Source organism: Candidatus Villigracilis saccharophilus (assembly GCF_016711665.1).
Genome location: NZ_JADJSO010000055.1, coordinates 74,370 through 97,693 on the forward strand (window position 1 = coordinate 74,370; position 23,324 = coordinate 97,693).

The window sequence follows — 23,324 nt, forward strand, 5'->3', positions numbered from 1 at the left end:
ATCATTTGGGCGAGAAAAAACAGAAGCCAGCGATTGGGTTACTGGCTTCGGTTTTTTAATTTTTCCTTTTTTCAACATACACCTTTACTGCTTCTCGCATGAACTCTGCTAATTGTGGGTGCATCTTGTCGAAGTTGGCTTTGAATCGCGGATCATCGTTGTAGCCATTGGCGAGACCGAGCAGTTGGTCGAGATCCGGTGTCCAGAAGTAGTCCATGTGTTTGCGCCAACGTTCGACGATTGCTTGAACTTCAGCACTGGATATGCCTTTTGGCATGGCGGCAATCATATCTTCGTAGACCTGCCTGCCTTCCGCCATGATGGCTTCTTTCTTACCCGCGGAATATCCCTTCCACTTGCGGTTTGATTCGCGCACAGTCTCGGGATCATATATTTTTTCTGCTTCCAGGGCATATTTCTGCTGCTCTTCTTCGCTAAAGCCTTCGAATAAACCTTTTGGGTCCATATTTTTTTCTCCTTTTAGATGTTGAATGGTATTGTCTACAGTCGTAAGCAGGTGGTTCATCCGCGCGACCTGCTTTAGCAGCGCATCCTTGTGATTTTGTAACGCGTTCAACACATCAAAATCATGGCGTCCCATGATCTTTTTTATGTCATCGAGTGGAAAATCCAACTCACGATAGAACAGGATCTGCTGTAACTTCAACAGCGACTCCTCCCCGTAGTAGCGATAGCCATTATCACCAACGCGGGATGGCTTGAGGAGGCCGATGTCATCGTAATGATGCAAAGTCCGTGGCGTGACGCCTGCCATTTTGGAAAGCTGCTTTACTGTGAACATGGCATTAATATAAACCCTTACGTAACGTTAATGTCAAGGGTTTAAGGTTAAGTGAGACTTTGGAGATCTTTAATATTTCCGAAGTCTGGGGTTTATAATCCTTGTTATGGATATTATCTACAAAGACGAACACATACTCATCATCAATAAACCTGCCGGGCTTTCCGTCTTGCCTGAAGGCTGGGAACCCGACGCGCCCTATATTGTAAAATTACTTGAAGAGGAGCATGGAAAGATCTGGGTGGTGCACCGCCTTGATAAATACACCAGCGGCGTGTTGCTCTTTGCGCTCAATGCAGAAGCTCATCGTGCGTTGAACATCCAATTTGAAAAGCATGAAGTTGAAAAGGTCTATCGCGCTATTACAGTTGGCGCTCCGCCTTGGAAGGAACGCATCACAAAATTTCCGCTGCGGGTCAACGTGGGGCATAAGCATCGGACCATGGTGGACAACAAAAAGGGAGTCCGCGCTGAGACCAAATTCAGAGTGCTTAATTGGAATAATGCCATCTCGGATGATCTTTCATTGCTGGATGATATTAAAGGAATGGCGCTGGTTGAAGCGCGCCCGATGACTGGGCGCACGCATCAGATCAGAGTCCATGCGTATGCGTTGGGGTACCCACTATTGGGTGATACGCTTTATAGCGCGCCTGATACAGATATTATCGCGCGTCCGGCTTTGCACGCGCACTCTTTAACCTTTACGCATCCAGTTTCCAATGAACGCGTTTCATTTACAGCACCTTATCCCGCTGATTTTAAGAAAGCAATCGCGCGTTTAAATCTTTAAATTAAAAAAGTCCCGCTTTGATCTGCGGGACTTTTCGTTTCCATCGTTTATGAAATTTTTCTGGCTTCCATGTAGAAGCGTTTTTCACGGGCTTCGCCCATTGAGAAAGTTTTTCTCGGCAGTGCGCCGTCCAGAATTACCGTTTTGAATAACTCAGATTTATGCATGCCAGCCAGGTAGATACCCGCGTTCCCGGGCTGTAATGCCAGGCGTTCAACCACATCTTCCCCGTGAACATAATCAATTTTTTCTGCGCCTTCATCTTTCAAGAACGCGTCGAGGAAGGGTTGAATGGTCCCAACCGCCAGATTGGAGGTTGGGTGGGCGATCTCGATCACGCCGAATTGTTTTCCGCCGCCTACCAGACCGATTAATTGATTTGGTCCTGAAGCGGAATCTACCTTTTGGTCATTTCCTCGCCATTCGCAACCTCAGTATAAGTGAGGTTCTCCCCGAATACATTCTTAAGTTCCGCAAACAGATCTTTCTTGATGTTGAATAGTACCCGGTGGATAGGTTCAAATTCCAGCCCTTCATCGTGGACATTTTCAATTTCGACCAGCGCATAGCGTGAAGGGTGGGCGATGCCAACTTGGGGTTTCATCTTTTCCCATATCGCTTTCGCAGTTGCCAGGGAGTGATTGCCGTCGCCCATGGCAAACAACAAGGGAGGCAGGTCAGGTTTGACTCCATATTTTGCTGCAAAGGTTCTAGGCTCGATCAGTCCGCGCAAGGCTTCAATGATCTGTTCTTCATATTCGGGAAGGATCTTATACCCGGTAAGATGACCGCTGTCGAGCATGAGATCAAAATCATAGATCTTATCTTGCTTGTTCTTGATCGCGCTGATCGGTTCTATGACCGTGCGTTTCGGGTCGTCGATCAATACAAGGATGTGCGGGAGTTCCATGGAAGCTCCCTGACGGATCTTGATGCGCGGAGGAAGACGTTCCACGATGGTTCCCTCGGTTGCGCGGATGAGACTCTGTGAGCCTTTGTTGTAATTGTAGCGTTCGAGGTCAAGGCAGAGGATTAGCCCTTTGCGGACTTTGCTTCCAATTTTCCGTTCAACATAAATGAAGCCTTCCTGGGTTTGGAGAATGCCTTTTTCCATGTACTTGCGCATATTGGCCTGGATATTTTTGATCCGTTCTTCCTCGCCGGGCTTGTCAAGATATACTTCGGGAAAAACCAAATTAAGGGAGGAGGGCGCGTCTCCGACAATACGTTCAACCTCTTGCCAATATTCCGGTTCGGAGGTGAACTGGTCACAGGCGATCACTGCCCACTTTTTTAGATCCACTCCGCCTCTGGGCATAAAAATCTGTGGGATTTGAATGCCAATGTCGCTGAAAATTTTCATGTCGCCTCCAAATAAATTAAATATCGTTGCAAGGGGTGGTTTTCCCGAAGCAATCTTATGATGTGTGATGGTTTTAATTCTTCGAGAATGCGATCAATTTGTCGGCAACTTCCGCCCCGACCCGCGCTTGCGCTTCCTTGGTGGCAGCCCCGATGTGCGGCGAGCCAATGACATTATCCAGCTTGAGCAGTTTCCAATCGGTCGGTGGTTCTTCAGAGAAGACGTCCAATGCCGCGCCGGCGACTGTGCCATTGGTCAATGCTTCATATAACGCATTTTCGTCAATAATACCACCGCGCGCGCAGTTGACAATACGCACGCCTTTTTTCATCTTCGCGAATTGTTCCGCGCCGATCATGCCGGAGGATTCTTTGGTCTTTGGCAGGTGCAGGCTGATGTAATCTGCCTGGGCAAGCAATTCATCCAGTGTGACTAATTTGATGCCTGCGATCTCTTTTACATAGGGATCATACGCGACGACGGTCATGCCCATCACGGTTGCGCGCTTGGCAACTTCCTTGCCGATGTTTCCCACGCCGATCAGACCGAGTGTCTTGCCGCCGATCTCGTCGCCGTCGAAACTCTTCTTGTCCCATTTTTCAGCTTTGACAGAAGCGGTCGCCCGATAGAGGGAACGAGCCATCATCAGCATGTATCCGATCGCCAGTTCAGCCACCGAAGCGGAGTTTGCCAGCGGCGTGTTCATGACCGCGATGCCCTTGGACTTGGCATACTCATGGTCAATGGTATCGAGACCAGCGCCGCCGCGCACGATGACTTTCAAGTTGGGGCAGACATCAATCAGCGCCTGACGCACCTTGGTACGCGAGCGGACCACCATGCCGTCATAGGCGGGCAGAACATTCGGGAGTTCTTCAGGGGTGATGTCATCACGCACGTCCACGGTCAAGCCTGCGGCGCGCATCTGTTCGATATATTCTTTTTCGGTCTTATCGCAAATCAAAACTTTCATGGGAATTCTCCTTGTTGGGGTGGAAATTAATAACAGGAACCGAACCGGTGTTCCGGCTGATTCCTGTTTGAAGGGGCTGATCTGATCACAAAATCATTCTAACAATGAGGAAATGCTTTGTCAACGACATCTATCAGGGCAGAATCATGTCAATTGTTCTTGATAATTTGTCAGACAACCAGATATAATGAAAAGGAAATCGACTTGAAACCGAACCAGTTCAATGGTCAGAATGAACCGTAAATCATTCTAATAGGAGAATCCAAAAATGTCTGATCTCAAACGTGCGTACAATTTTAATCCCGGTCCTGGCGCTCTGCCTCTCGAAGTTTTGCAGCAGGCGCAGGCAGAAATGCTGGATTTCAAAGGCACGGGCATGTCCGTGATGGAAATCAGCCACCGCTCAAAGGAATTTGAATCCGTGATCCAAACCGCCGAAGCGGACTTGCGTGAACTGCTCGCCATCCCAGCCAACTATAAGGTGATGTTCCTGCAGGGCGGCGCGCATTTGCAATTTACGATGATCCCCATGAACCTGCGTGCAGCCGGCGCATCTGCCGACTATATCGTGACAGGCACATGGAGCAAGACCGCCATTAAGGAAGCGCAGAAACTCGGTGCGACCCGTACTGCCGCCAACACCGAAGCCGATGGATTCAAGGGTATCCCCGCAACACTTGACCTCGATCCTAATGCTGCGTATCTGCATTACACCTCCAATGAGACCATTCACGGCGTGGAATTTTTTGACGAGCCGACTCCGCCCGCCGGTGTGCCGTTGGTTTGCGATGCTTCCTCTGATTTCATCAGCCGCCCGATCGATGTGTCGAAGTACGCTTTGATCTATGCCGGCGCGCAGAAGAATGCCGGTCCATCCGGCGTGACGATCGTGATTGAACGCGATGACATGATCGAACGCACGCCCGCCAATTTACCTGTCATGCTGGATTACAAGATCCTGGCGAACAGCGGATCATTGCACAATACACCTCCGAGCTGGGCGATTTACATGGTGGGGCTTGTCTTCCAGTGGGCCAAGAAACAGGGCGGACTCGCCGCCATTGAAAAGACCAATCGCACCAAAGCAGGTTTGATCTACAATGCCATTGATCAAAGCGGCGGTTTCTATCGCGGACACGCCAAGCCCGAAGCCCGCTCCCTGATGAACATTCCTTTCCGCCTGCCGAGTGAAGAATTGGAAGATACCTTTGCCAAGGAAGCCAAGAAGAATAACCTGATCGGTCTTAAGGGACATCGTTCTGTCGGCGGCATGCGCGCTTCGATCTATAATGCGATGACCGTTGAAGGCGCGCAGGAATTGGTCAAGTTCATGCAGGAGTTTCAGAAGAAGAACGGGTAGGGGAAGTGAACAGTGGGTAGTGGGTGTAGTGAGTAGTGGGTAGTAATCAGAAGACCTCCGAGTTCTTGAGAACTCGGAGGTCTTTTTTTTTTATTCCATCGGCCATTTGACTATGGACGTATCAATCTCTTTAAATGAGATACCGACTCTTTGGTGATTCGTACACTTCGGTTGCACGTTTTGTTTGGGCGCGTTTTACGAATGCAAAACCTACAAACGATGCAATCAGGTATTCTGGTCAAGCCTGCGTTGTGCCGCAATGTGGGCAAAAATTAAAATCAATCGGGATTAGTTTACTGCAAGATATACAGCTTTTTTCGGTAGCCGTTGGTTGCCCGCAGCTAGGACAAAATTGATACTCAGACGGAGCCTCTTTGCCACACTTTGAGCAAGTTATGGTTGACTTTTCTGAAATGACGGTTTTTCTTTCATCCTCTTTCTTGTGGCTGAAGACTTTGCCAAATACGCCTTTAACTTTCTCGCTTGCTCCGGCAGCGGTATCTTTGACACTACTGGCCACCTGTCCAGCGACACCGGCGGCTTTAACCGCTGCCCCACCGGCAACCCCCGCTGTTTTTTCAAAAATATTCTTTTGTACAACGATCTGATAATCTTGAGTTCGTTGTTCAACCTCAGCAATATCCAAAGGCACATTTAACAGTTCCGCTACAGTCCCTAAAAACTCACGTTCTTTTTCAGCCAATTCACCATCATAAATACTCATCAAGACCAATGTTTCCATCAAACTGCGCCGTACTTCTTTATCTTCAATTTTAGCAATAGCCTCAAGAATATTGTCCTCATTGGCAGTCAGCTTTTGAAATTCCGCCTGAGTATGTTCATCAAAGGACATGCGAGACAGCATCGCTTTGTACAATTCTTTTTCCTTTTCGGAAAATTGACCATCAACTTGGGCAACATACATCACTGCGGCGGGAAAAGCTAAATCGTAAGTGTGTTGACGTGATACCAAAACACGTAATTCATCCGTTACTTTACCTCTGTTCTTGAGATGCACTTTGGCAATTCTGCCCACCGATTTCGTCGTGGCGTAGTTATAACTGCTTCCTATTGCCGCCGAAGCGATAGGAATGGCATACTTAAGAATAGTACGCTGTAAAATATTGAAACCAAGCCGGCGCGCAAAATCTTGAATAGCTTTAAGAGTTCCTTTGCTAATGTATTTTTTTACAGTTTCTTTAGCCCCTGCTCCCGCTGCTATTTGCAGTCCCTTACCAAGCATTTCGGTCGGGGCTACTCCCAGTGCATAGCCAAAAATCATTAAAACATCTTCAGGGTCTTCCGGGTCAAGTTGGAGGTCATAGACAACGGAAAGGTCCAGAACAAGGCGCATTTGGATTTGAGACAGATAAAGCATCTCTGCTCCAATGGTACCAACAAATAAAGCCGCTGTCATACCCGCAGAACTTAACGCTGCAATCTGATTCGCCGTTGATGCTGCGCCGGCAACGGCTCCGGCGATAGTCGCATATCGAACAGTTACCGTAGTTAAAATATCGGCAATATCATCAGGTGGTAGCCCCGGATACTTTTTCTGAAAATATGTTGCTCTGGCGTTGCGGTCATAGGATTGAATCACCTTCCGCAAAAGGCCAATAAACCATTCACCGCTCTTGACTTCATCAAAATTTAACGATTTCGCCAGTTGTTTGGCTGCCTCAAGTTCGGAAGAAACTTGATCCTTGAGAACTTCATCTTCTGGGGTAGTGGTTTTTGGTTTTTCCATAATTTTTTCCCGTTGATTTTTAAATGATTTGTACAATAACAGCCGTTGTGAACTAAGACGGCACCTGACTAGTGTTTATACGGAGATTTTCCTTAATTTACCCCCGTGCGGGTGTTATGCGGACTGATTCCGTTTAACAGATTATTTGCAAATTATACGCTCGTCTCAACACAAACGAGTCGATAAAACTGCCAAGAACTCAAATGTCTTATCCTATGCCTACGGACGAAAATCATTTCTGCGATTTAGTTATTATATTTATCCATAACCATTTTCTCGATCCTCTCCATCGCGAGGATTTAAAACGATAATTAAACAATTTAAACAATCCAACCAGCGAGGCTGTGCCTATAACTCCGAGGCATATTTCCATTTTTTCTCCTTTTCTCTCCTTTTCTCCAAAATGTTGGGCGCATGCTTTGTTGGGCGTTTTTTTTGTTGTGTAAGACTCGTTTATTGAGAAAAAATAACACAGCATTTTCTTAAAATGTTCCAGAAAAATTACCTGATAAATTGATAAATTACCCATGCTATTACACTAATGGAACATACTACAACCGATACCGAAATGATTACCATAGAAATTTTCAAAGTTTTTGTAGCACTATCTGCTTTAGCCTTTGTTTGCAGAGCCATTTGACCGACTGCCTCTACAGATTTACCTGTTGCTAATGTTTTTTCAATAACTGCCTGACCTGCCTTACGAACTGTATCTTTATTTTCAACCAAAAACTGACCTGCTTGACTAGCCGCAGAGGATGCAACTTTTTTAACAGCTTTTCCCGCTTGGTCTAAAGCAGAAGTACCTTTACCTGCCCAATCTGTCTCTCGGAGAGTTTGCCCAATATGAGTGGATGTTTTTTTTACTTTATCCAATATAGAGTCGTTATCTTTTACGGCAGCGGGCTTAACTGTTTGCGCAGCAAGTTTATTCAAAGATTGTTGAAGAAACGAATACCTGATATCACTTTTGTCAAAATACGTATCTGATATTTTTATAGAAGATAAAGCTTCTGCGTACTGCTGCAACTCCATCAACACACAACCTTTCCAATAATAAACTTCAGCCCAAGCCTGTTTGAATTGATAAGAATCGGGTTGTGCTTCATTCTCGTTAGGTAATAACCGTTCCGCTTCTTGGGCAAGTGTCAAACAGCGAGACAAATTCACAAGGTTATCCAAGTAAATTTCATGGCACAAGGAAGTTATGTAGGGGTAATTTATTCTTTTTCCCGTTCCCTCACATATATTGCATTGTCCAAAAAGATTAAGATATTTTTTCCCCGTACCATGACAACTGTCACAAGGGATATATTTTTGAATTTGCTCACCCATGAACCTGTTTCCTTTTATTGTGCCAGAGATGTAAATGGTATTGCAGAGTAGATTGTCGTTTTCGCAGGGAATAAAAAATCTTACCTTGAAATTATGATTTCAATCTTTTGCAAGGAAACGCCCAACGAATTAAGGATTGATGCGGCGGAAGGGGGGCGAAGCTAAAAGGAAGAGAGCGTGCGCCGCCGCATCTGTCCTAGTTGAACTAAGCCGTATTTGGAAAAAGAAGCCAAGTGGAACTGGCAAAAGACCTAAATCCCACCAATAAAGAATGATCTGGAAAGTATTTTACATGAGAAACGGAACCCTGTAAAAGAAAAATGAAAAGGAAAATTGATCACAAAAGAGATTAATGGGAACAGAAAACGGACAGATGCAAAAAACGGCAACTGCCTGAAGTGGAAGTAAGGAAGCAAAAAAAGAACCTAGGGCGAACGGCATTGTTGTGGAGATAAATTTCTCTGGAAAGTCATGGGCAGCCCGCAGGCAGGACAGAGGATTTTAGAAGGAGGGTCAGGCTCTGCATGAGAAGCAGCGGATGCTGACTCAACAACCAGATCAGGAACAGGCTTGCCAAGCCGCTTCTGCAAGTCAGCCAATTTGCGTCGGACCGCAGCGCCGAAGAAACCATAATAGCGGACCTTCACAAAAGCATGCGGGAGAACATGCTGAAGGAAACGCTGGAAAAACTGCTCAATCGAAAGCGAACATTTTTTGAGTTGACCAGTATCGGAAGCGCGGTACTGAAAGGTGACCTGGGAAGTTTCCATGGAACCGCGGTTGTCAAAAGCCAGCAAACGGCGATTGCTGATGGCGACGCGATGAATATAAGGAGCAAGATACTTGAGGGCCGCCTGACCATCTGCAACAGGCTTGCAATTCACGACCCACTCCTGCGTCCAGACCTTGGAGGGAACAAGCTCAAAGAGTTTCAATTTCTGCAGACCGCGTCTGAAGGCAGCTCGAAACAATTTGGAGAGAGCGCGGACAGGCAGGAAGAATCCCTGACGCGCAGGCAGCCAGGTTTGTCCATCAGAATGCAAGCCACCAGCGGGAGCGAGATAGTGCACATGCGGATGAAAGATCAAGTTGCGGGTCCAGGTGTGCAGGACACCGACCAAACCGATCTGCCCGCCGATATAACGCGGATCACGCGCGAGCTTTTGTGTGGCATCAGCCGAAGCCTGAAAGAGCAGGGAGTACAAGTTCTTCTGATGCGAACGCACCAGAGTACGCAACTCAGAAGGCAGCGTGAAGGTCAGAAAGAAATAGGGGACGGGTAGGAGCAAATCCTGTTGCACCTCCAGCCAATTCTGAGTGAGCTCATGCTGACATTTGGGACAATGGCGGTTGCGGCAGGAGTGATAACTGTATTGAAACTCCTGACAGTTCGGACAGCCATAGACCTGTCCGCCCAAACGGTCGGTGCGGCAATGCTCGATCGCTGCCATCGCCTGACGATGAGAGGGCAGGATCTTGTCAGCATATTTGTTTCGATAAGCAGCACCATATTCTCGAAAGAGATCAGCGAGTTCTAACCCCATAGATCAGCATGGATCTGATTGATACGTTGATTGATCTGTGTTTCGGTCACAGAAGTGAGGTGAGTGTAAATGGCGGTGGTGGCAGGAGAGGCGTGACCGAGATAGACCTGAATGATCCGCAGGTCAACACCCGCTTCCAATAAATGTGTAGCATACGAATGACGCAAGGTATGGACTGAAGCAGCTTTGTTTATGCCGCTTTCGTGCAGTGCAGCCTGAAACGCTTTTTGGATCACGCTCTCATCAAAAGCAGCCAGCCCGTTTCGGGCAGGAAACATCCATTCGGGATTACGGTGGGTAGCCCAAAGATGACGTAATAGTCTGAGGGTATGGTCGGGCAATGGCACGTAGCGATCTTTGCTGCCTTTCCCCTGAACCACATGCAGCATCTTGCGATCGCTGTCAATATCTTTCACACGCAAGCAGGTCCCTTCCAGCAAGCGTAATCCGCAGGCATAGATCGTCTTCAGGCAAACTTGATATTGAAAACGATGGACGCAATCGAGTACCCGCTTTACTTCATCCATGCTGAAAACAACAGGCAGTTTCTTTTTTCTATCAGGACGAGTGAGCTGTAGGATATGCCATTCTTTTCCCAGTGTGCGTTCATAGAAGAACTTGATCGCGCATAATGCGATTGAGAAAGTACTATCCGCCACTCGTTTCTCATTCTTCAGGTATAGAAAGTAATCCCGAAGTTCCTCTTCATTAATTTGATCGGGCGACTTTTTCAAACGCTTGCTCAATTGAAACACAGCGTTTATATAAGCCTCCTGCGTTCGTAGTGCCAACCCCCTCAACTGCATATCCTCGATCATCTTTTGTCTTAACGCACTCATGGCTACATCTCCTTTTTTGATTTTGATTTCAAAAAGAAAATATAGCGTGAATATCTTTATTCAGTTAGATGATCTATGGGAGTCTGCGCGAAGCGCTTAGTTCAACTAGTATTTATACGAAGGTTTTCCTTAATTTACCCCGTGCGGGTGTTATGCGGACTGATTCCGTATAACAGATCATTTGCAAATTATACGCCCGTCTCAACGCAAACAAGTCGATAAAACTGTTAAGAACTCAAAGGTCTTAAGAGCTTGAACCTGCTCTCGCAATCTTCACAATATCCTGAGTGACCACATTTGAATTCATAATAAAGGTATGAAGTGCTGGGACTGTTTGCATGGGAACGTTCGGTAAAAAAGTTTCCTGAACAGTTAACAGCCCATCGTTGAGTTCTTCGCCGAAAGGAGAGTAGCGTCCGCGTGGACCTGCGATTCCTGCATAAATTTTCGTCGGCACATTTGGCAAAGGTAATGTTTGCATGAATTGTTCATCCGTAAGGACTTGCCCAATTTCACTCATAAAGAGTCGGATCGGGCGATAACGATAAAAATTGCGCGCAGCCTTGCAGACCTGGGTTGGGGGAGCCAGAAAAAAACAGTAGGATGGTTTGTGCGTTAATTTGGGTAAAACGGCCCGCGTCAAAACGGTCCCAAGCGAATGCCCCACAATAATAAAGTTATTTGTTTTAACGCGCTTTTCTATAAATTCTTTATAGCGTTGAATGCATTGTTCCCACTTTTCAAAAGTAACTGAATATCCAAAAAGATGAGGCCGAATATTGGATGCCGCCAGCCGCACCGCCAAAATGGACATTGCGGCTGGTGTACGCCCCATTCCATGAATAAGGATTGCATCCATTTAAACTCGACTCAGCCGCATTCCTTATCTTTGAATTCAGGCTCATTACGATCAGAGATTGGAGTAACTCGAATTACGCCATCAACCCTTTGGCTTGGCTTTTTTGTTTTGGGTCAAGTTCGACCCCATACAGATTGGCATCTGTCAGGTTGGTTCCACTCAAGTTGGCTCCCTTGATCTTGCACTCTTTTAGGTTCGCTTCCTTTAGATTCGCGTTGATCAGGACCGTGCCTTCCAAATTGGCGGCTTCCAATTGAGCATGGCGCATGTATGCATTTGTCAGGTCAGCCCCGGATAGATTCGCGCGGATCAGATCTGCGCCTGCAAAGTTCAAACCGCTCAAGTCCAACCCGGATAGGTCAACGCCTGCCAGCCGGGCTTGATGGGTGGTTGCCAGGATTTGAATCACTTCTTTACGAGAAAGATCGGGCATTTTGTCTCCTGTTGCTTATAGTTAACTTGTTGGTGGATTGTCTCAATATTTTAGCATACGCGACGGTTTGTCTTTTGTCTTAGTGTGCCGAAGAGTCAGGTTTGCCTGGTTGTGAATCCCAAAAAGTAAGCGCCCCTGAAAAATCATGCCGAAACTGGTACTTTTTTAAGATCGCACGAAAGATCTTTTCATGTTCAGGCTTAACTTCTATAAACTCAAAACCGATATTGAAATATTGCGGGCTCTTATCCGGCCGGCACCATACTACGCGGGCAGGGAGCGTAATTTGAGCAGACATCGCATCAGGCAGAACGATGGGAAAATCAATTCTCAAGTTCCGCTCATTATTGGCTTCCACCTGATTTTCGCCGATCACTAAAATTCCCGATAGAGTAAGATCTTCAACATATCCAAGCAAAGTGTTCTGGTTTGAATCGTAAACGGGAGTGAATGCCATTAATTTTTTACGCGTTTCTTTTCTTTGTTCATCCATGGAACGCTCCTTTTGACGATGATGAATAAATTATACGCCTGCATTGACTTCAATACAACAACACCAGGCATCGCAAGTTAATTTGGACAGCCTGTAAAACCCAATGAATTTGTAATTAATGCTAATCTGGCACAAAGGTTGGCGTCCTCATTTATGGTTATAATAACCAGATGGAATTTTTCTTCCCTGAAGATAACCTCACTCGAGCTGTGCCCGAAGAGACAAAGATCAATTCACTTTTAGCACAGGCATATCCCGATGGACGCCGTTTGCGCGTTAATATTGAGATTACACCCTTTCAAAAACGCCCTTATATCGAAGTCCTTCTCAATGATTCAAATGGCGATGAAGCGGCATCTACAAGCATAGTCGAACCAATGAGCTGGAAACTTGAATTTACCATGCATATTCGCGGCGAACTAAAAAATCCATATACACTTAATGCGCGGTTGTATTATCCTGACGGCCCATCCACCGATCCACTTCAATATTCATTTGATGTGGAAGCGCCGAGGTCTTCACCTGACCTCGAAGTTGATTCAGGTTAATTGATATTTTCCATGCGTTTTAATTTTGATTCCTCGATCCTTCATTTGAAAATGTCACTGCGAGGCGCTCTTGTTCTCTGCCTGGGCGGTCTCCAAATAACCAGGGATTGCTCACCTGCCCTTGGGTGCGGAGAAAGCGCTGCCGCTAAGAGCAAAAGCTTTCTTCGAAAAGACATAATTATTCTGGTGGTCAGCCTCCTGCTTTTTGGCTGCGCGCCGCGCGGAACCTCTGAAATACTAAAAGACTCAACGGTTACGCTTGAACCGATTTTCACTTCCACACCATCCATAATTAAATATAGCGGCGAAGGTAATCTTGTATTTCTCTCGATTGAAGAGAATGGCTATTCTCATCTATTTGTCCAAAGCAATCCGCCGCAGGAATTGCCGCTCACTCGTATCACCACAGGCGAGTGGAATGACGTTGCTCCCGCCCTCAGCCCGGATCGAAAACAGATCGCCTTTGCATCCGACCGCAACGGTTTTTGGGATCTGTATGTGATGGAGCTGCAAAACGGCGAAGTAAAGCAAATCACTGATTCGCATGAATACGACTCTGCGCCGTCATGGTCACCGGATGGGCAGTGGCTTGTTTTTGAAACCTATAGCAATGAAAATCTTGAGGTCTCAGTTGTGTCAGTCAATGACCGCACACAAGCGGTCATTTCGGTCACACAAGACCCGGCTTCAGACCATTCGCCGGTTTGGGCGCCTGATGGCAGGCATATCGCGTTCATCTCTTCGCGCGGCGGTGACAGTGATGTCTGGCTGGCGAATCTCGATCTTGCAGGAGAGGATCGTTACCAAAACTTAAGCAATACGCCTTTCGCTTCTGAAAATTATCCCATCTGGAATTTTGACGGCTCACAACTACTGTGGGCGTCTATTTCCCAAAATGTTGGTTTTAGCGGACTGTATATCTGGAATGCCAATGACCCGGCCCGCACTGCGCATTGGGTAGGCGACGGTATCTGGGGTGCGTGGAATGAAACCGCTGATCAGATCATCGCCGTTATAAGTTCAGCCAACCAGCAATACCTGACCTCGTATGATATTCAAGGGAAATTATTGCTTTCCCCCACGCCTTTGATCGGACGTGTGCGCGGACTTGCCTGGGGCTTCGCTGATTTTCCTAAATCACTGCCAGCCTCATTTGAAAAAGCCGCGGTAGTTACTACTGTAGCCTTATGGCAGCCAGTTGTCAGCACAGGGACTGAGGTTCCGAATCAGCGCTGGTATGTTGTTCCCATTTCAGATGTACAAGCGCCCTATCCACAGCTACATGATCTTGTCGATGAATCTTTCAATATGTTACGCAGCCGCGTCATCCTTGATACTGGCTGGGATGCTCTTGCCAGTCTTGAAAATGCATTTGTTCCGCTGACGACAGATCTTGACCCCGGTCTCGAGGAAGATTGGCTGTACACCGGCCGTGCCTTTACGATCAATTCCCTGATGGCGAATGCGGGCTGGATGGTTGCTTTGCGTGAAGATGTTGGCGCGCAAACTTATTGGCGTATTTATATCAGGACTACAGTACAGGACGGCTCGCTCGGTGAGCCGATCCACAATGCCCCTTGGAACTTGAGCGCGCGCTATGAATTGGATCCACGTACATATGAGCAAGGCGGTGAGTACGCGCCTGTACCGACCGGGTATTGGGTGGATATCACAGCTTTGGCTGCCACATATGGCTGGGAACGTCTGTCCGCGCTTCCCAATTGGCGTACTTATTATGGCGGCGCGCGCTTCTCTGAATTTGCTTTGACCCATGGCCTGACCTGGTACTCCGCAATGCAGGAACTGTATCCTGTCGAAGCTCTAATTACCCCAACCCGTGTTCTGCCACCATCCCTGACGCCGACCAATACCGCTACACTGACTCCAACAAAGCGCCCCACGCGCACTCCACGCATTACATTGACACCTTCGCTATCACCTACTCCGACCAGTACGAAAATACCCACTGGCACACCAACACTTTCACCCACTCCGCCCACAGTTATTCCGTAATGAAATTCAAATTTTCATTTATTGTTATATTAATTTTTCTACTCTCTGCTTGCGCTCCGAGAGTAGATCAGGCGACCCCAACGCCGGTTGTTAACGGTGCGGCAGGCATACCTCAGGTCATGTTTGACGCGGCGCTGACTCCTTCGCCGGTCCCGTTCCAGTTCAATTTGCCAACACCGGGCGCGGAGCCAGTCTCGGGGTGGCGGCCTCCGCTTTATCCGATTCCTTGGGCGTTGTCGCCGTACGACCACTTTTATTTTTCGCGTCCCATCGCCGCGGATAATGTCAACTGGCCGCTTGCGGATTATCGTTATGGCGGTATTTTCTTCTCGCCGGATATTGTGCACACTGGCGTGGATATTGACGCGGAATTGAATACCCCCATTCTGGCGGTTGGCTCCGGAGTGGTTGTCTCGGCAGATTGGGGTTTGTATACTGAAGCACCAGGCGATCAGGATGACCCGTATGGTCAGGCAGTGGTCATTAAACATGATTTTGGATATAACGACAAAACCCTGTATACGATCTATGCACATATGAGCGAGATTATCGCGGTGCCAGGTCAACATGTAGAGTCTGGAGATGTGATCGGGTTGGTGGGGGAGACCGGCATTACTACGGGGCCGCACTTACATTTTGAGGTTCGTGTAGGGAAGAACACCTTTTACAATACGTTCAACCCGGAATTGTGGACTGCTCCTCCGCAGGGTTGGGGGGTGCTGGTCGGGCGGTTGATGGATGAAAAGCAGAAATTATTGACCCGTTTGAAAGTTGAGGTCAGTCCAATGCCTTATGAATTGCCCGTTCGCACTGTGCGGACCTATGGCGTTGGCGCGGTTAATTCCGACCCGTATTATCAGGAGAACCTGGTTCTAAGTGACCTGCCTGCCGGCGTTTATAAAATAACTCTCGAATACAATGATGAGGCGATGCAGACATGGATCGAGATCTTTCCGGGACAGGTGAGCTACTTCACTTTTCAGGGAGAGAATGGATTTGATCTCACCCGTCCTCCCGCCCCTGAACCTGGTTTTTTACCGATAGACATATCAGCCACGCCTTCGCTTGTCCCTTGACGGACTGAACATATGTGCTATACTCTCGCAACACATAACCGTAAAGACACAATCAAAAATTATTGGAGAACTAAACATGGCACGTAAATCATCCACTCGCGCAACAGAAACACCAGCACAAACTCAAAATGTAGATACAGCCAAACGCGCCGTACTGGACAAAGCTGTTGGCGATATCTTAAAAAGATATGGTGACGGTTCCATTATGCGCCTTGGCGAAGCGCATGGCATGGTTACAGAAATTATCCCTACCGGCTCGCTCTCGCTTGATATAGCTCTTGGTGTCGGTGGTATTCCGCGTGGACGCGTGATCGAGATCTATGGACCTGAGTCATCAGGTAAGACCACGCTTTGTCAGCATATTGTTGCCGAAGCCCAGAGACTCGGCGGTACAGCGGCTTTTATTGACATGGAACACGCGCTCGATCCTTCCTATGCCGCAAAACTTGGCGTAGATATTGACAACCTGCTTGTCTCACAGCCTGATACCGGTGAACAAGCGCTTGAGATCGCAGAAACCCTTGTGCGTTCCGGTGCTGTGGATGTGGTCGTGGTCGACTCGGTCGCCGCACTCGTTCCACGCTCTGAAATCGAAGGCGATATGGGCGATGCGACAATGGGTGTGCAGGCTCGTTTGATGTCACAGGCTTTGCGCAAACTTTCAGGCGCGATCAATCAAACAAAAACCTCGGTTATCTTTACCAACCAATTGCGCCAGAAGATCGGTGTGATGTTTGGTAACCCTGAAACCACAACGGGTGGACAGGCGCTTAAGTTCTATGCTTCGGTGCGTCTCGATGTGCGCCGCATTCAATCCATCAAAGTTGGTGAGGAAGTGATCGGTAATCGTACACGTGTTAAAGTGGTCAAGAACAAGGTTGCGCCGCCGTTCCGCACTGCCGAGTTTGACATTATGTTCAACGAAGGTATCTCAAAAGCCGGCGATGTGCTTGATCTCGCAACCAAATTCGAGGTACTCACGAAACGCGGTGCTTTCTTCTCCTATGGCGACATCCGCATTGGACAGGGACGCGAGAATGCAAAGGATTATTTGCGCAATAACCTCGATATGATGAATGAGATTGAGGGTATTATCCGTCAGAAAGCTCTTAGCGGCGAGATTGCTCTTCCGCTCGATATTGGCGGCGAAGGCAGTAATGATATGAGCGTTGGCGCTGCGGAAGAAGAATTGTAAGCCTGACATTTAAAGAATAATAAAGTCACAGAGAAATCTGTGACTTTATGGTTTAATCAGGACATGCTTCGCTTCCTGCCTCGCCCTTACCTGCTTTTGGTTTCATTGAGTTTGATCTTAGCCCAGGCATGTTCGCCTCAGGCCACTCCGACATCTTTCCGCCCGCCGACGCAGGTTCTTCCCACTCAGATAATCCCAACAGATACAGCCATACCAGTGATATTTACAGCAATACCAACGGCAACATTGACACCCACATTGACAGGACCTTGCACAAGTAACCTGACATTTATTGAAGACATTACGATCCCGGATGATACAACCGTTGTAGCTGGTGCTGCCATGGACAAACAATGGCTTGTCTCCAACAGTGGAACCTGCAATTGGGATTCATCCTATCGCCTCAAATGGATCGGCGGGGAGACATTTGGCGTTTCAAGTGAATTGCCCCTGTTCCCGGCACGGGCTGGGACTCAGGCCATGTTGCAGATCGTTTTCACAGCGCCCACAGTTGCAGGAACTTTTGAAAGCGCGTGGCAGGCTTACGGCCCGGATGGAATCGCCTTTGGAGACCCGGTATTTCTTCGGATCAATATTTCTCCCTAGAGGTTTGATAGGCACGACCAAAATTAATATTCCTGAATAATTCACTTAACTTTCATAAATCCAAACAACTTCCACATCCCCAGCATAAATTTGTGACCGCCGTCCGGATTCAAGAATTGGTTCGGGCAGGATCCGGGGATGACCTCGATGCCATTGATTGCGCACATCTCAACTGCCGACTGCGAAACGCTCGTCATTCCAGCAGCGAGACCAGGTTTTGTTCCCATCATACAATGCATCCAGACATGCTTGATCCCCAAATCCACACATTGCTGCACGATCTCTTCCGTGACCTTTGGGTTGGCAAGGATGAAGACGGCATCGGGTGGTTCGGGAATGGATTTCAGATCTGCGTAGCAAGGTGCCTCGTTAAACGTGGAAATACGCGGGTTGACCGCGAAGACCTGATATCCACTATCCTTGAATTTGGTATACGCCAAATTACAGCCTGTATCGCGTTTATCTGAAACACCAACCACGGCGATCTTCTTTTGCGCGAGAAAGTTTTGTACAAGGTTATCGATTTTTGCCATGAGATTTCTCCTAAAAAAATAAAATCGAAGCCATGTGGCTTCGATCAAATTGAACTGAAGTTTGGTCAAACCCACCAGTGTTCAGTGATTATACATATAAACCTTTTTGAACCATAGATGATGAAAATCACTTTTTGCATATGGCTGCATTTAACCTGTATTCCGCAGCCCCGCAGCGATGCCATTGATTGTTAAGCCTATAACCTCTCGCAAAGCATCGGCCTCGGCACTTTCAGGATCTGTCAAAGCGCGCACCCTTCTTAGCATTTCCACTTGAATGTAATTCAATGGATCAATATAAGGGTTGCGCAATTGGACCGCGTTTTGTGTGATCGGTTCCGCGTCCAACAGATTTGTGTGACCGCTGATCGAAAGGACGGCGGTCTTGGTCAGAGCATATTCGTTTTGGATGGAGTTGAAAATTGTGCCAGCTAAATCCTTGTCTGGAACAAGCTCAACATACAGTGATGCGATCTCCATATCGGCTTTGATCAGGGACATTTCAGTGTTGTCCAGCATGGTTTTGAAAAACGCCCAATTCTGATACATATCGCGCAGAAGACCATTATCTTTTATGGAATGTAGGGCTGTCCCCAAACCAAACCAGCCTGGCAAATTGAACCGGCTTTGCATCCATGAAAATACCCACGGAATGGCGCGGATCTTAGAGACTTCGCCGCTCTGAGTCCGCGCGGCTGGACGTGAGCCGATGTGCATTCTTTTGATCTCATCCAGGGGGGTTGCGTAACGCCAAAAATCAATAAAACCCGGCGTTCCGTATACCAGCTGGCGATAATTGGAACGTGAAATTTCCGCCATTTGATCCATTACTTTGCGCCACGATGGCGGAATCGCAACTTCTAGTTTTGCTGGAGAGGAAGCCAGTAAAACCGCATTAACGATCTGTTCAAGGTGACGATGGGCGAGCTCTGGATTAGAGTAACGAGCCGCGATCGTTTCCCCTTGCTCGGTCAATCGGAAGCGCCCATTGATACTGCCTGGCGGCTGGGCGCGGATGGCGCGATTCGCGGGTCCGCCTCCGCGTGCGATCGTTCCGCCGCGTCCGTGAAAAATGGTCAAGGATATATTGTGCTTTTGTGCGACTTGTGTGATATTTTCCTGTCCTTGATACAGCGCCCAATTTGCCATGACGTATCCGCCGTCTTTGTTGCTGTCTGAATAACCGATCATGACCATCTGCGCGTTCATGCATGAAACAAGGTGTTCGCGATAAAGGGGGAGGGTGAAAAGCTCCTCGAGTATGGAGGGGGCTGTCTTTAGATCCTCGATGGTCTCAAAGAGTGGCACGATTTGTAAATTATTGTCGCAGCCCGTCCAGCGCGCCAGAAGCAGAACACATAATACATCCGATCCATAACGGCACATGGAGATAACCACGGGACCTAGGAGTTCTCTGCCATAGACGTCGCGCACTCTTTTGATCAATTGGAACAATGCCCATGTTTCAGCTGAGGCAGGGGTCGCTCCGGGGTTTGATGAAAGCTCAGGCGCAGGTGAAGATAAGAGTTGTGCCAGAAGTTTAAGCCTTGCCTCTTCGGTCATACCCATAAAGTCGGTGGTGATCTTTAGCGCGCGCAGAATTTCATCAACCGTGGAGTTAAAACGGGTTGACTCTTCGCGGATGTCCAGACGCATTGTATGCAAGCCAAAGATGTGCAGTTGGTTAAGAACCTTTTGTATTTTATCAAGCGCAAGCGCTTCAGGCAGATTGTTGGAAATTAACTCAACCGGGTTCAGCAAATGTTGTAAGTTAATTCGCGCCTGATGCGGAGTCCGCTCCAGCAGGCGCGTAGTCATTTCATCCTGTGAGGCATCGGCCAGGTCGGCGGAAAGCAGAGAGAGAACCAAACGGTAAGGTTCCGCGGCGTAGCGTTCTTCAATGAATTTGACATGCGGGGGCAGCGGGCGGCGGGATTCGATCCAGGCGCTGATTTCTGGAGATGGCGGCAGGCGGCGATTACTTAAGCTAAGGCGGCGTGCAAGGTCTTGCAGGATCCGTCGATGATTCTCCACTGCGAGTCCGCGGTGCAGGCGTAATGTTTCGGCAGTGATTTTGTGAGTCACATTTGGGTTGCCGTCACGATCTCCGCCCATCCAGGAGGCAAGATGAAGCCAACTCGAAGGCGGGACAACATTGGGGTAGTGTGAGGCGAGGGCCTGATTAAGGTCAGCATAGATCTCCGGGAGAGTATCCCAAAAAACAGACTCAACAAAATACAATCCAGTGCGGACTTCATCGGTTGCTGCGGGACGTGTGCTGCGGTGGCGGTCTGTCAACCATAAGGAGACAACCTCGGCGTACATGCCTTCGCGGATTTTTTTGTATTCGCGTGTTGAAATGCGATTACCTGAAAGTCTATCCAGCAAATGCCCGATTCTCTGAAGTTTTGATACGACAGTTCGGCGGCGAGCTTCGGTCGGATGAGCGGTGAGTACTAGTTCAATGGAGAGATCATTAAGCAGCCTTTGCATTTGTTCGGTAGATACGGAATTATTCTTTAAAGTTTCGATGGCAGCGCCAACTGATTCATCTTGCGGCTTTGGGTGAAGTGAAGTTTCTTTTTCACGTAGTTGATGTACACGGTGATTTTCTTCTGCAAGATTGATCAGGTCGAAGTAAGTGGTGAATGCGGCTGAAACAGCGCGTGCCGAATCGGTGTCAAGCGCTTCAACCTCAACCGTGAGCTGATGGCGCGCATCTGCATTTCCGCCCCGACGATCTTTCGCGGCTGCGCGGATGCGTTCTTCAATGCCAAACAACTCTGGCGATTCGAGTTCGCTGATGATATTGCCAAGGATGTCGCCGAGTAAGTGAATGGATGCGGAAAGTTCCATGAGTGGGAAGTATATCGAAAAAACTGCGGGTTACGCGGCAGATCGCCAAATTTGAACACCAGCGGGTAATGACGGGAGTGGTAAGTTTCCGTTTACTACTATGCTGGTTTGTTTGCTGAATAATTCCTGAAATACCCTGCCGTCTGGGATCGCACCCAGATCAACAGGTAATACTCCAGCAGGATATTCTTCGGGACCACGATTGCCGATCACAATGATCTGCTCATCGTCTGAATCGCGCATGTATGCTAATACATTTTTTTCAATGAGCAAGGTCTGGAAACCGCCGTCAATTAACGCGGGTGATGTTCTACGTAGTTTGATCAAGGTTTGATAAAAGATCCGCAAATCGATATTCCATTGAGTTGAGTCCCAAATCATGCAGTTACGAGCTTCGAGACCGTCTTTTCCGCTCATACCGATTTCGTCACCATAATAAATACATGGCACGCCGACATAAGTTAACAGGAAGGCAACCGCCAGACGATTGCGGGCCGGGTCTTGATCAAGAATGTTCAAGATGCGCGGAGTATCGTGCGAGCCTAGCAGGTTAAACTGCTGGCGTGCGATCTGCCATGGGATCGCTGCGCGGCTTGCCTGCCATGAATCTACCAATGCCTGCGTGGGCCAAGGAACTGATGATCTTACATTGTGAGGCGTGGCATGTTGATTGACCTCGAAGCGATTGAGCCAGAATCCGATCGGGTTTGAAAAACCGAAATAATTCATGCTTGCGTCGAGATGGTCTCCTTGTAGTTGTGAACTGCTGTCGAAGAAATTTTCACCGAGCAAATAAGCGCTTGGATTTTCTTCCTTCACTGCCCGCCGAATACCTGTCCAAACTTCAGATTCCAATTGATCTTTTCCGTGGCGGGCAAGCATATTGGCAACATCCACGCGCCAACCGTCCGCCGCAAATGGTTCTTTTAACCAATAACGGAAAATTGAATTTGCACCAGCGTAGACCAGCTCGCGTAAATTTTGACTGCGATAATTAAGTTTTGGCAGACTACGTACGCCAAGCCAGGATTCATATTCATCAGGATGTGAATGAAAATTGAAGTATTCGGCTGTGGGGGAGTTGGAGTCTTCAATAGCAGACTTAAACCATGGATGCTCTACTCCGCTGTGGTTGGGGACAATATCCAAAATAAAGCGCATCCCGCGTTCTTTCATCCGCTGCCGTAACGAGATTAAAGCAGAATCACCGCCCAAGTGCGGATCCACATTGAAATAATCCACGACATCGTAACGGTGATTGCTTAATGCGGTGAAGATCGGGTTGAAATAAATGGCATTTACGCCGAGGTCTGTTAGATAGTCGAGACGTTGTTCCACGCCTGTCAGATCACCTCCGTAAAACTCAACCATGGCTTCGGGCCAGCTGCTTTGAGATTCGCCCCATTTCCGTGCTTGTGATTTTACGCCCTGATATTCAAACTCACCTTCTTTGACATTATTGGACGGGTCCCCATCTGAAAACCGGTCAGGGAATATCTGGTAAAAGACACTGTCCTGCACCCAGGCAGGTGCGGCGTAATCAGCCAATAAGCGGAAGTCTTCCGCATCAGTAGGCACATGTCGATGGAGACCTGAGCCGTTGTACCACCAGATCCCATCCGTGGTGAATAGCAAAAAACGATAGGCAGTCACTGGCATGGTCGAGCGCAGTTTTGCCTGCCACCAGTTGCATACGGGTGATTCCTGCGTATCGTCGATCTGCATTTCAGAAAAAAACTGCTCACCGTCTGGGCAGGTGCGGAGCAGAATGCGTTCAATGGGCGCACCCTTTGCGGCGCGCAGACGTATTGTGACTTCATCGCCCAACTGCAAATTGATGCCTGATGGGGAGATCACATATCGTTTAGATCCATCGTGGTGGATTGACGAAAGGTAGAAGGAGTTCATGTGGCCTATTCTACCAATGAACCTGCTGATATTTTTCTAACAAAACTC

The 23,324-nt window shown here is 47.9% G+C and carries 19 protein-coding genes and 1 pseudogene; 7 read left to right on the forward strand and 13 right to left on the reverse strand.

What is annotated here, in order from left to right:
- Nucleotides 1-55: 55 nt before the first annotated feature.
- On the reverse strand, nt 56-802 hold the full coding sequence (locus tag IPL17_RS17735) for a MerR family transcriptional regulator (RefSeq protein ID WP_345308421.1): 747 nt from the start codon (nt 800-802) through the stop codon (nt 56-58).
- Between the two features lie 106 nt (nt 803-908).
- On the opposite strand from IPL17_RS17735, the gene IPL17_RS17740 reads away from it, so the two are divergent.
- Nucleotides 909-1,595, forward strand: a complete 687-nt coding sequence (locus IPL17_RS17740; protein WP_345308422.1) for an RluA family pseudouridine synthase — start codon at nt 909-911, stop codon at nt 1,593-1,595.
- A 47-nt stretch (nt 1,596-1,642) separates the two neighbouring features.
- Here the strand turns inward: IPL17_RS17740 and IPL17_RS17745 are convergent.
- Nucleotides 1,643-2,958: pseudogene (locus tag IPL17_RS17745) on the reverse strand (DUF1015 domain-containing protein).
- Between the two features lie 73 nt (nt 2,959-3,031).
- Nucleotides 3,032-3,931 (reverse strand): hydroxyacid dehydrogenase, encoded by a 900-nt coding sequence (locus IPL17_RS17750; protein ID WP_345308423.1) that lies wholly within the window; start codon nt 3,929-3,931, stop codon nt 3,032-3,034.
- A 268-nt stretch (nt 3,932-4,199) separates the two neighbouring features.
- On the opposite strand from IPL17_RS17750, the gene serC reads away from it, so the two are divergent.
- The gene (gene serC / locus IPL17_RS17755; protein ID WP_345308424.1) at nt 4,200-5,291 is read left to right on the forward strand and encodes a 3-phosphoserine/phosphohydroxythreonine transaminase; all 1,092 of its coding nucleotides are present in this window, start codon (nt 4,200-4,202) and stop codon (nt 5,289-5,291) included.
- A 238-nt stretch (nt 5,292-5,529) separates the two neighbouring features.
- Here the strand turns inward: serC and IPL17_RS17760 are convergent, their stop codons facing one another.
- The 7 genes from IPL17_RS17760 to IPL17_RS17790 form a co-directional block, all read right to left on the reverse strand.
- A complete protein-coding gene (locus tag IPL17_RS17760; RefSeq protein WP_345308425.1) occupies nt 5,530-7,038 on the reverse strand; it encodes a zinc ribbon domain-containing protein in 1,509 nt (502 codons plus the stop codon).
- A 501-nt stretch (nt 7,039-7,539) separates the two neighbouring features.
- On the reverse strand, nt 7,540-8,373 hold the full coding sequence (locus IPL17_RS17765) for a hypothetical protein (RefSeq protein WP_345308426.1): 834 nt from the start codon (nt 8,371-8,373) through the stop codon (nt 7,540-7,542).
- A gap of 425 nt (nt 8,374-8,798) precedes the next feature.
- A complete protein-coding gene (locus IPL17_RS17770) occupies nt 8,799-9,917 on the reverse strand; it encodes an IS91 family transposase (protein ID WP_345308427.1) in 1,119 nt (372 codons plus the stop codon).
- Nucleotides 9,908-10,756: a site-specific integrase gene (locus tag IPL17_RS17775; RefSeq protein WP_345308428.1), complete on the reverse strand. Its 849-nt coding sequence runs from the start codon at nt 10,754-10,756 to the stop codon at nt 9,908-9,910. Before IPL17_RS17775 ends, IPL17_RS17770 begins: the two co-directional genes overlap by 10 nt.
- Before the next feature lie 244 nt (nt 10,757-11,000).
- Complete coding sequence (locus tag IPL17_RS17780) at nt 11,001-11,615, reverse strand: alpha/beta hydrolase (protein WP_345308429.1); 615 nt, start codon at nt 11,613-11,615, stop codon at nt 11,001-11,003.
- A 73-nt stretch (nt 11,616-11,688) separates the two neighbouring features.
- Entirely contained in the window at nt 11,689-12,048 is a 360-nt protein-coding gene (locus IPL17_RS17785; protein WP_345308430.1) for a pentapeptide repeat-containing protein, read from the reverse strand.
- Between the two features lie 79 nt (nt 12,049-12,127).
- Nucleotides 12,128-12,541 (reverse strand): PilZ domain-containing protein, encoded by a 414-nt coding sequence (locus tag IPL17_RS17790; protein ID WP_345308431.1) that lies wholly within the window; start codon nt 12,539-12,541, stop codon nt 12,128-12,130.
- 170 nt (nt 12,542-12,711) lie between these two features.
- Here IPL17_RS17790 and IPL17_RS17795 point away from each other — a divergent pair, with 170 nt between their 5' ends.
- From IPL17_RS17795 to IPL17_RS17815, 5 genes are all read left to right on the forward strand, one after another.
- Nucleotides 12,712-13,089 (forward strand): hypothetical protein, encoded by a 378-nt coding sequence (locus IPL17_RS17795; protein ID WP_345308432.1) that lies wholly within the window; start codon nt 12,712-12,714, stop codon nt 13,087-13,089.
- Between the two features lie 186 nt (nt 13,090-13,275).
- Entirely contained in the window at nt 13,276-15,102 is a 1,827-nt protein-coding gene (locus tag IPL17_RS17800) for a hypothetical protein (protein WP_345308433.1), read from the forward strand.
- A complete protein-coding gene (locus tag IPL17_RS17805; protein ID WP_345308434.1) occupies nt 15,102-16,178 on the forward strand; it encodes a M23 family metallopeptidase in 1,077 nt (358 codons plus the stop codon). Before IPL17_RS17800 ends, IPL17_RS17805 begins: the two co-directional genes overlap by 1 nt.
- Before the next feature lie 76 nt (nt 16,179-16,254).
- Complete coding sequence (gene recA, locus IPL17_RS17810) at nt 16,255-17,373, forward strand: recombinase RecA (RefSeq protein WP_345308435.1); 1,119 nt, start codon at nt 16,255-16,257, stop codon at nt 17,371-17,373.
- Nucleotides 17,374-17,412: 39 nt separating this feature from the next.
- Nucleotides 17,413-17,979 carry an NBR1-Ig-like domain-containing protein gene (locus tag IPL17_RS17815; protein WP_345308436.1) on the forward strand — a complete coding sequence of 189 codons (567 nt, stop codon included), beginning with the start codon at nt 17,413-17,415 and terminating at the stop codon, nt 17,977-17,979.
- A gap of 41 nt (nt 17,980-18,020) precedes the next feature.
- Here IPL17_RS17815 and IPL17_RS17820 read toward each other — a convergent pair whose 3' ends face one another.
- The 3 genes from IPL17_RS17820 to IPL17_RS17830 all read right to left on the reverse strand — a co-directional run bounded on the left by IPL17_RS17820 (nt 18,021) and on the right by IPL17_RS17830 (nt 23,276).
- Nucleotides 18,021-18,512, reverse strand: coding sequence for a CoA-binding protein (locus IPL17_RS17820; RefSeq protein ID WP_345308437.1), 492 nt, complete (start codon nt 18,510-18,512; stop codon nt 18,021-18,023).
- Nucleotides 18,513-18,662: 150 nt separating this feature from the next.
- Nucleotides 18,663-21,368, reverse strand: coding sequence for a phosphoenolpyruvate carboxylase (gene ppc, locus IPL17_RS17825; RefSeq protein WP_345308438.1), 2,706 nt, complete (start codon nt 21,366-21,368; stop codon nt 18,663-18,665).
- A gap of 30 nt (nt 21,369-21,398) precedes the next feature.
- Nucleotides 21,399-23,276: an alpha-amylase family glycosyl hydrolase gene (locus IPL17_RS17830; RefSeq protein WP_345308439.1), complete on the reverse strand. Its 1,878-nt coding sequence runs from the start codon at nt 23,274-23,276 to the stop codon at nt 21,399-21,401.
- Nucleotides 23,277-23,324 lie beyond the last annotated feature (48 nt).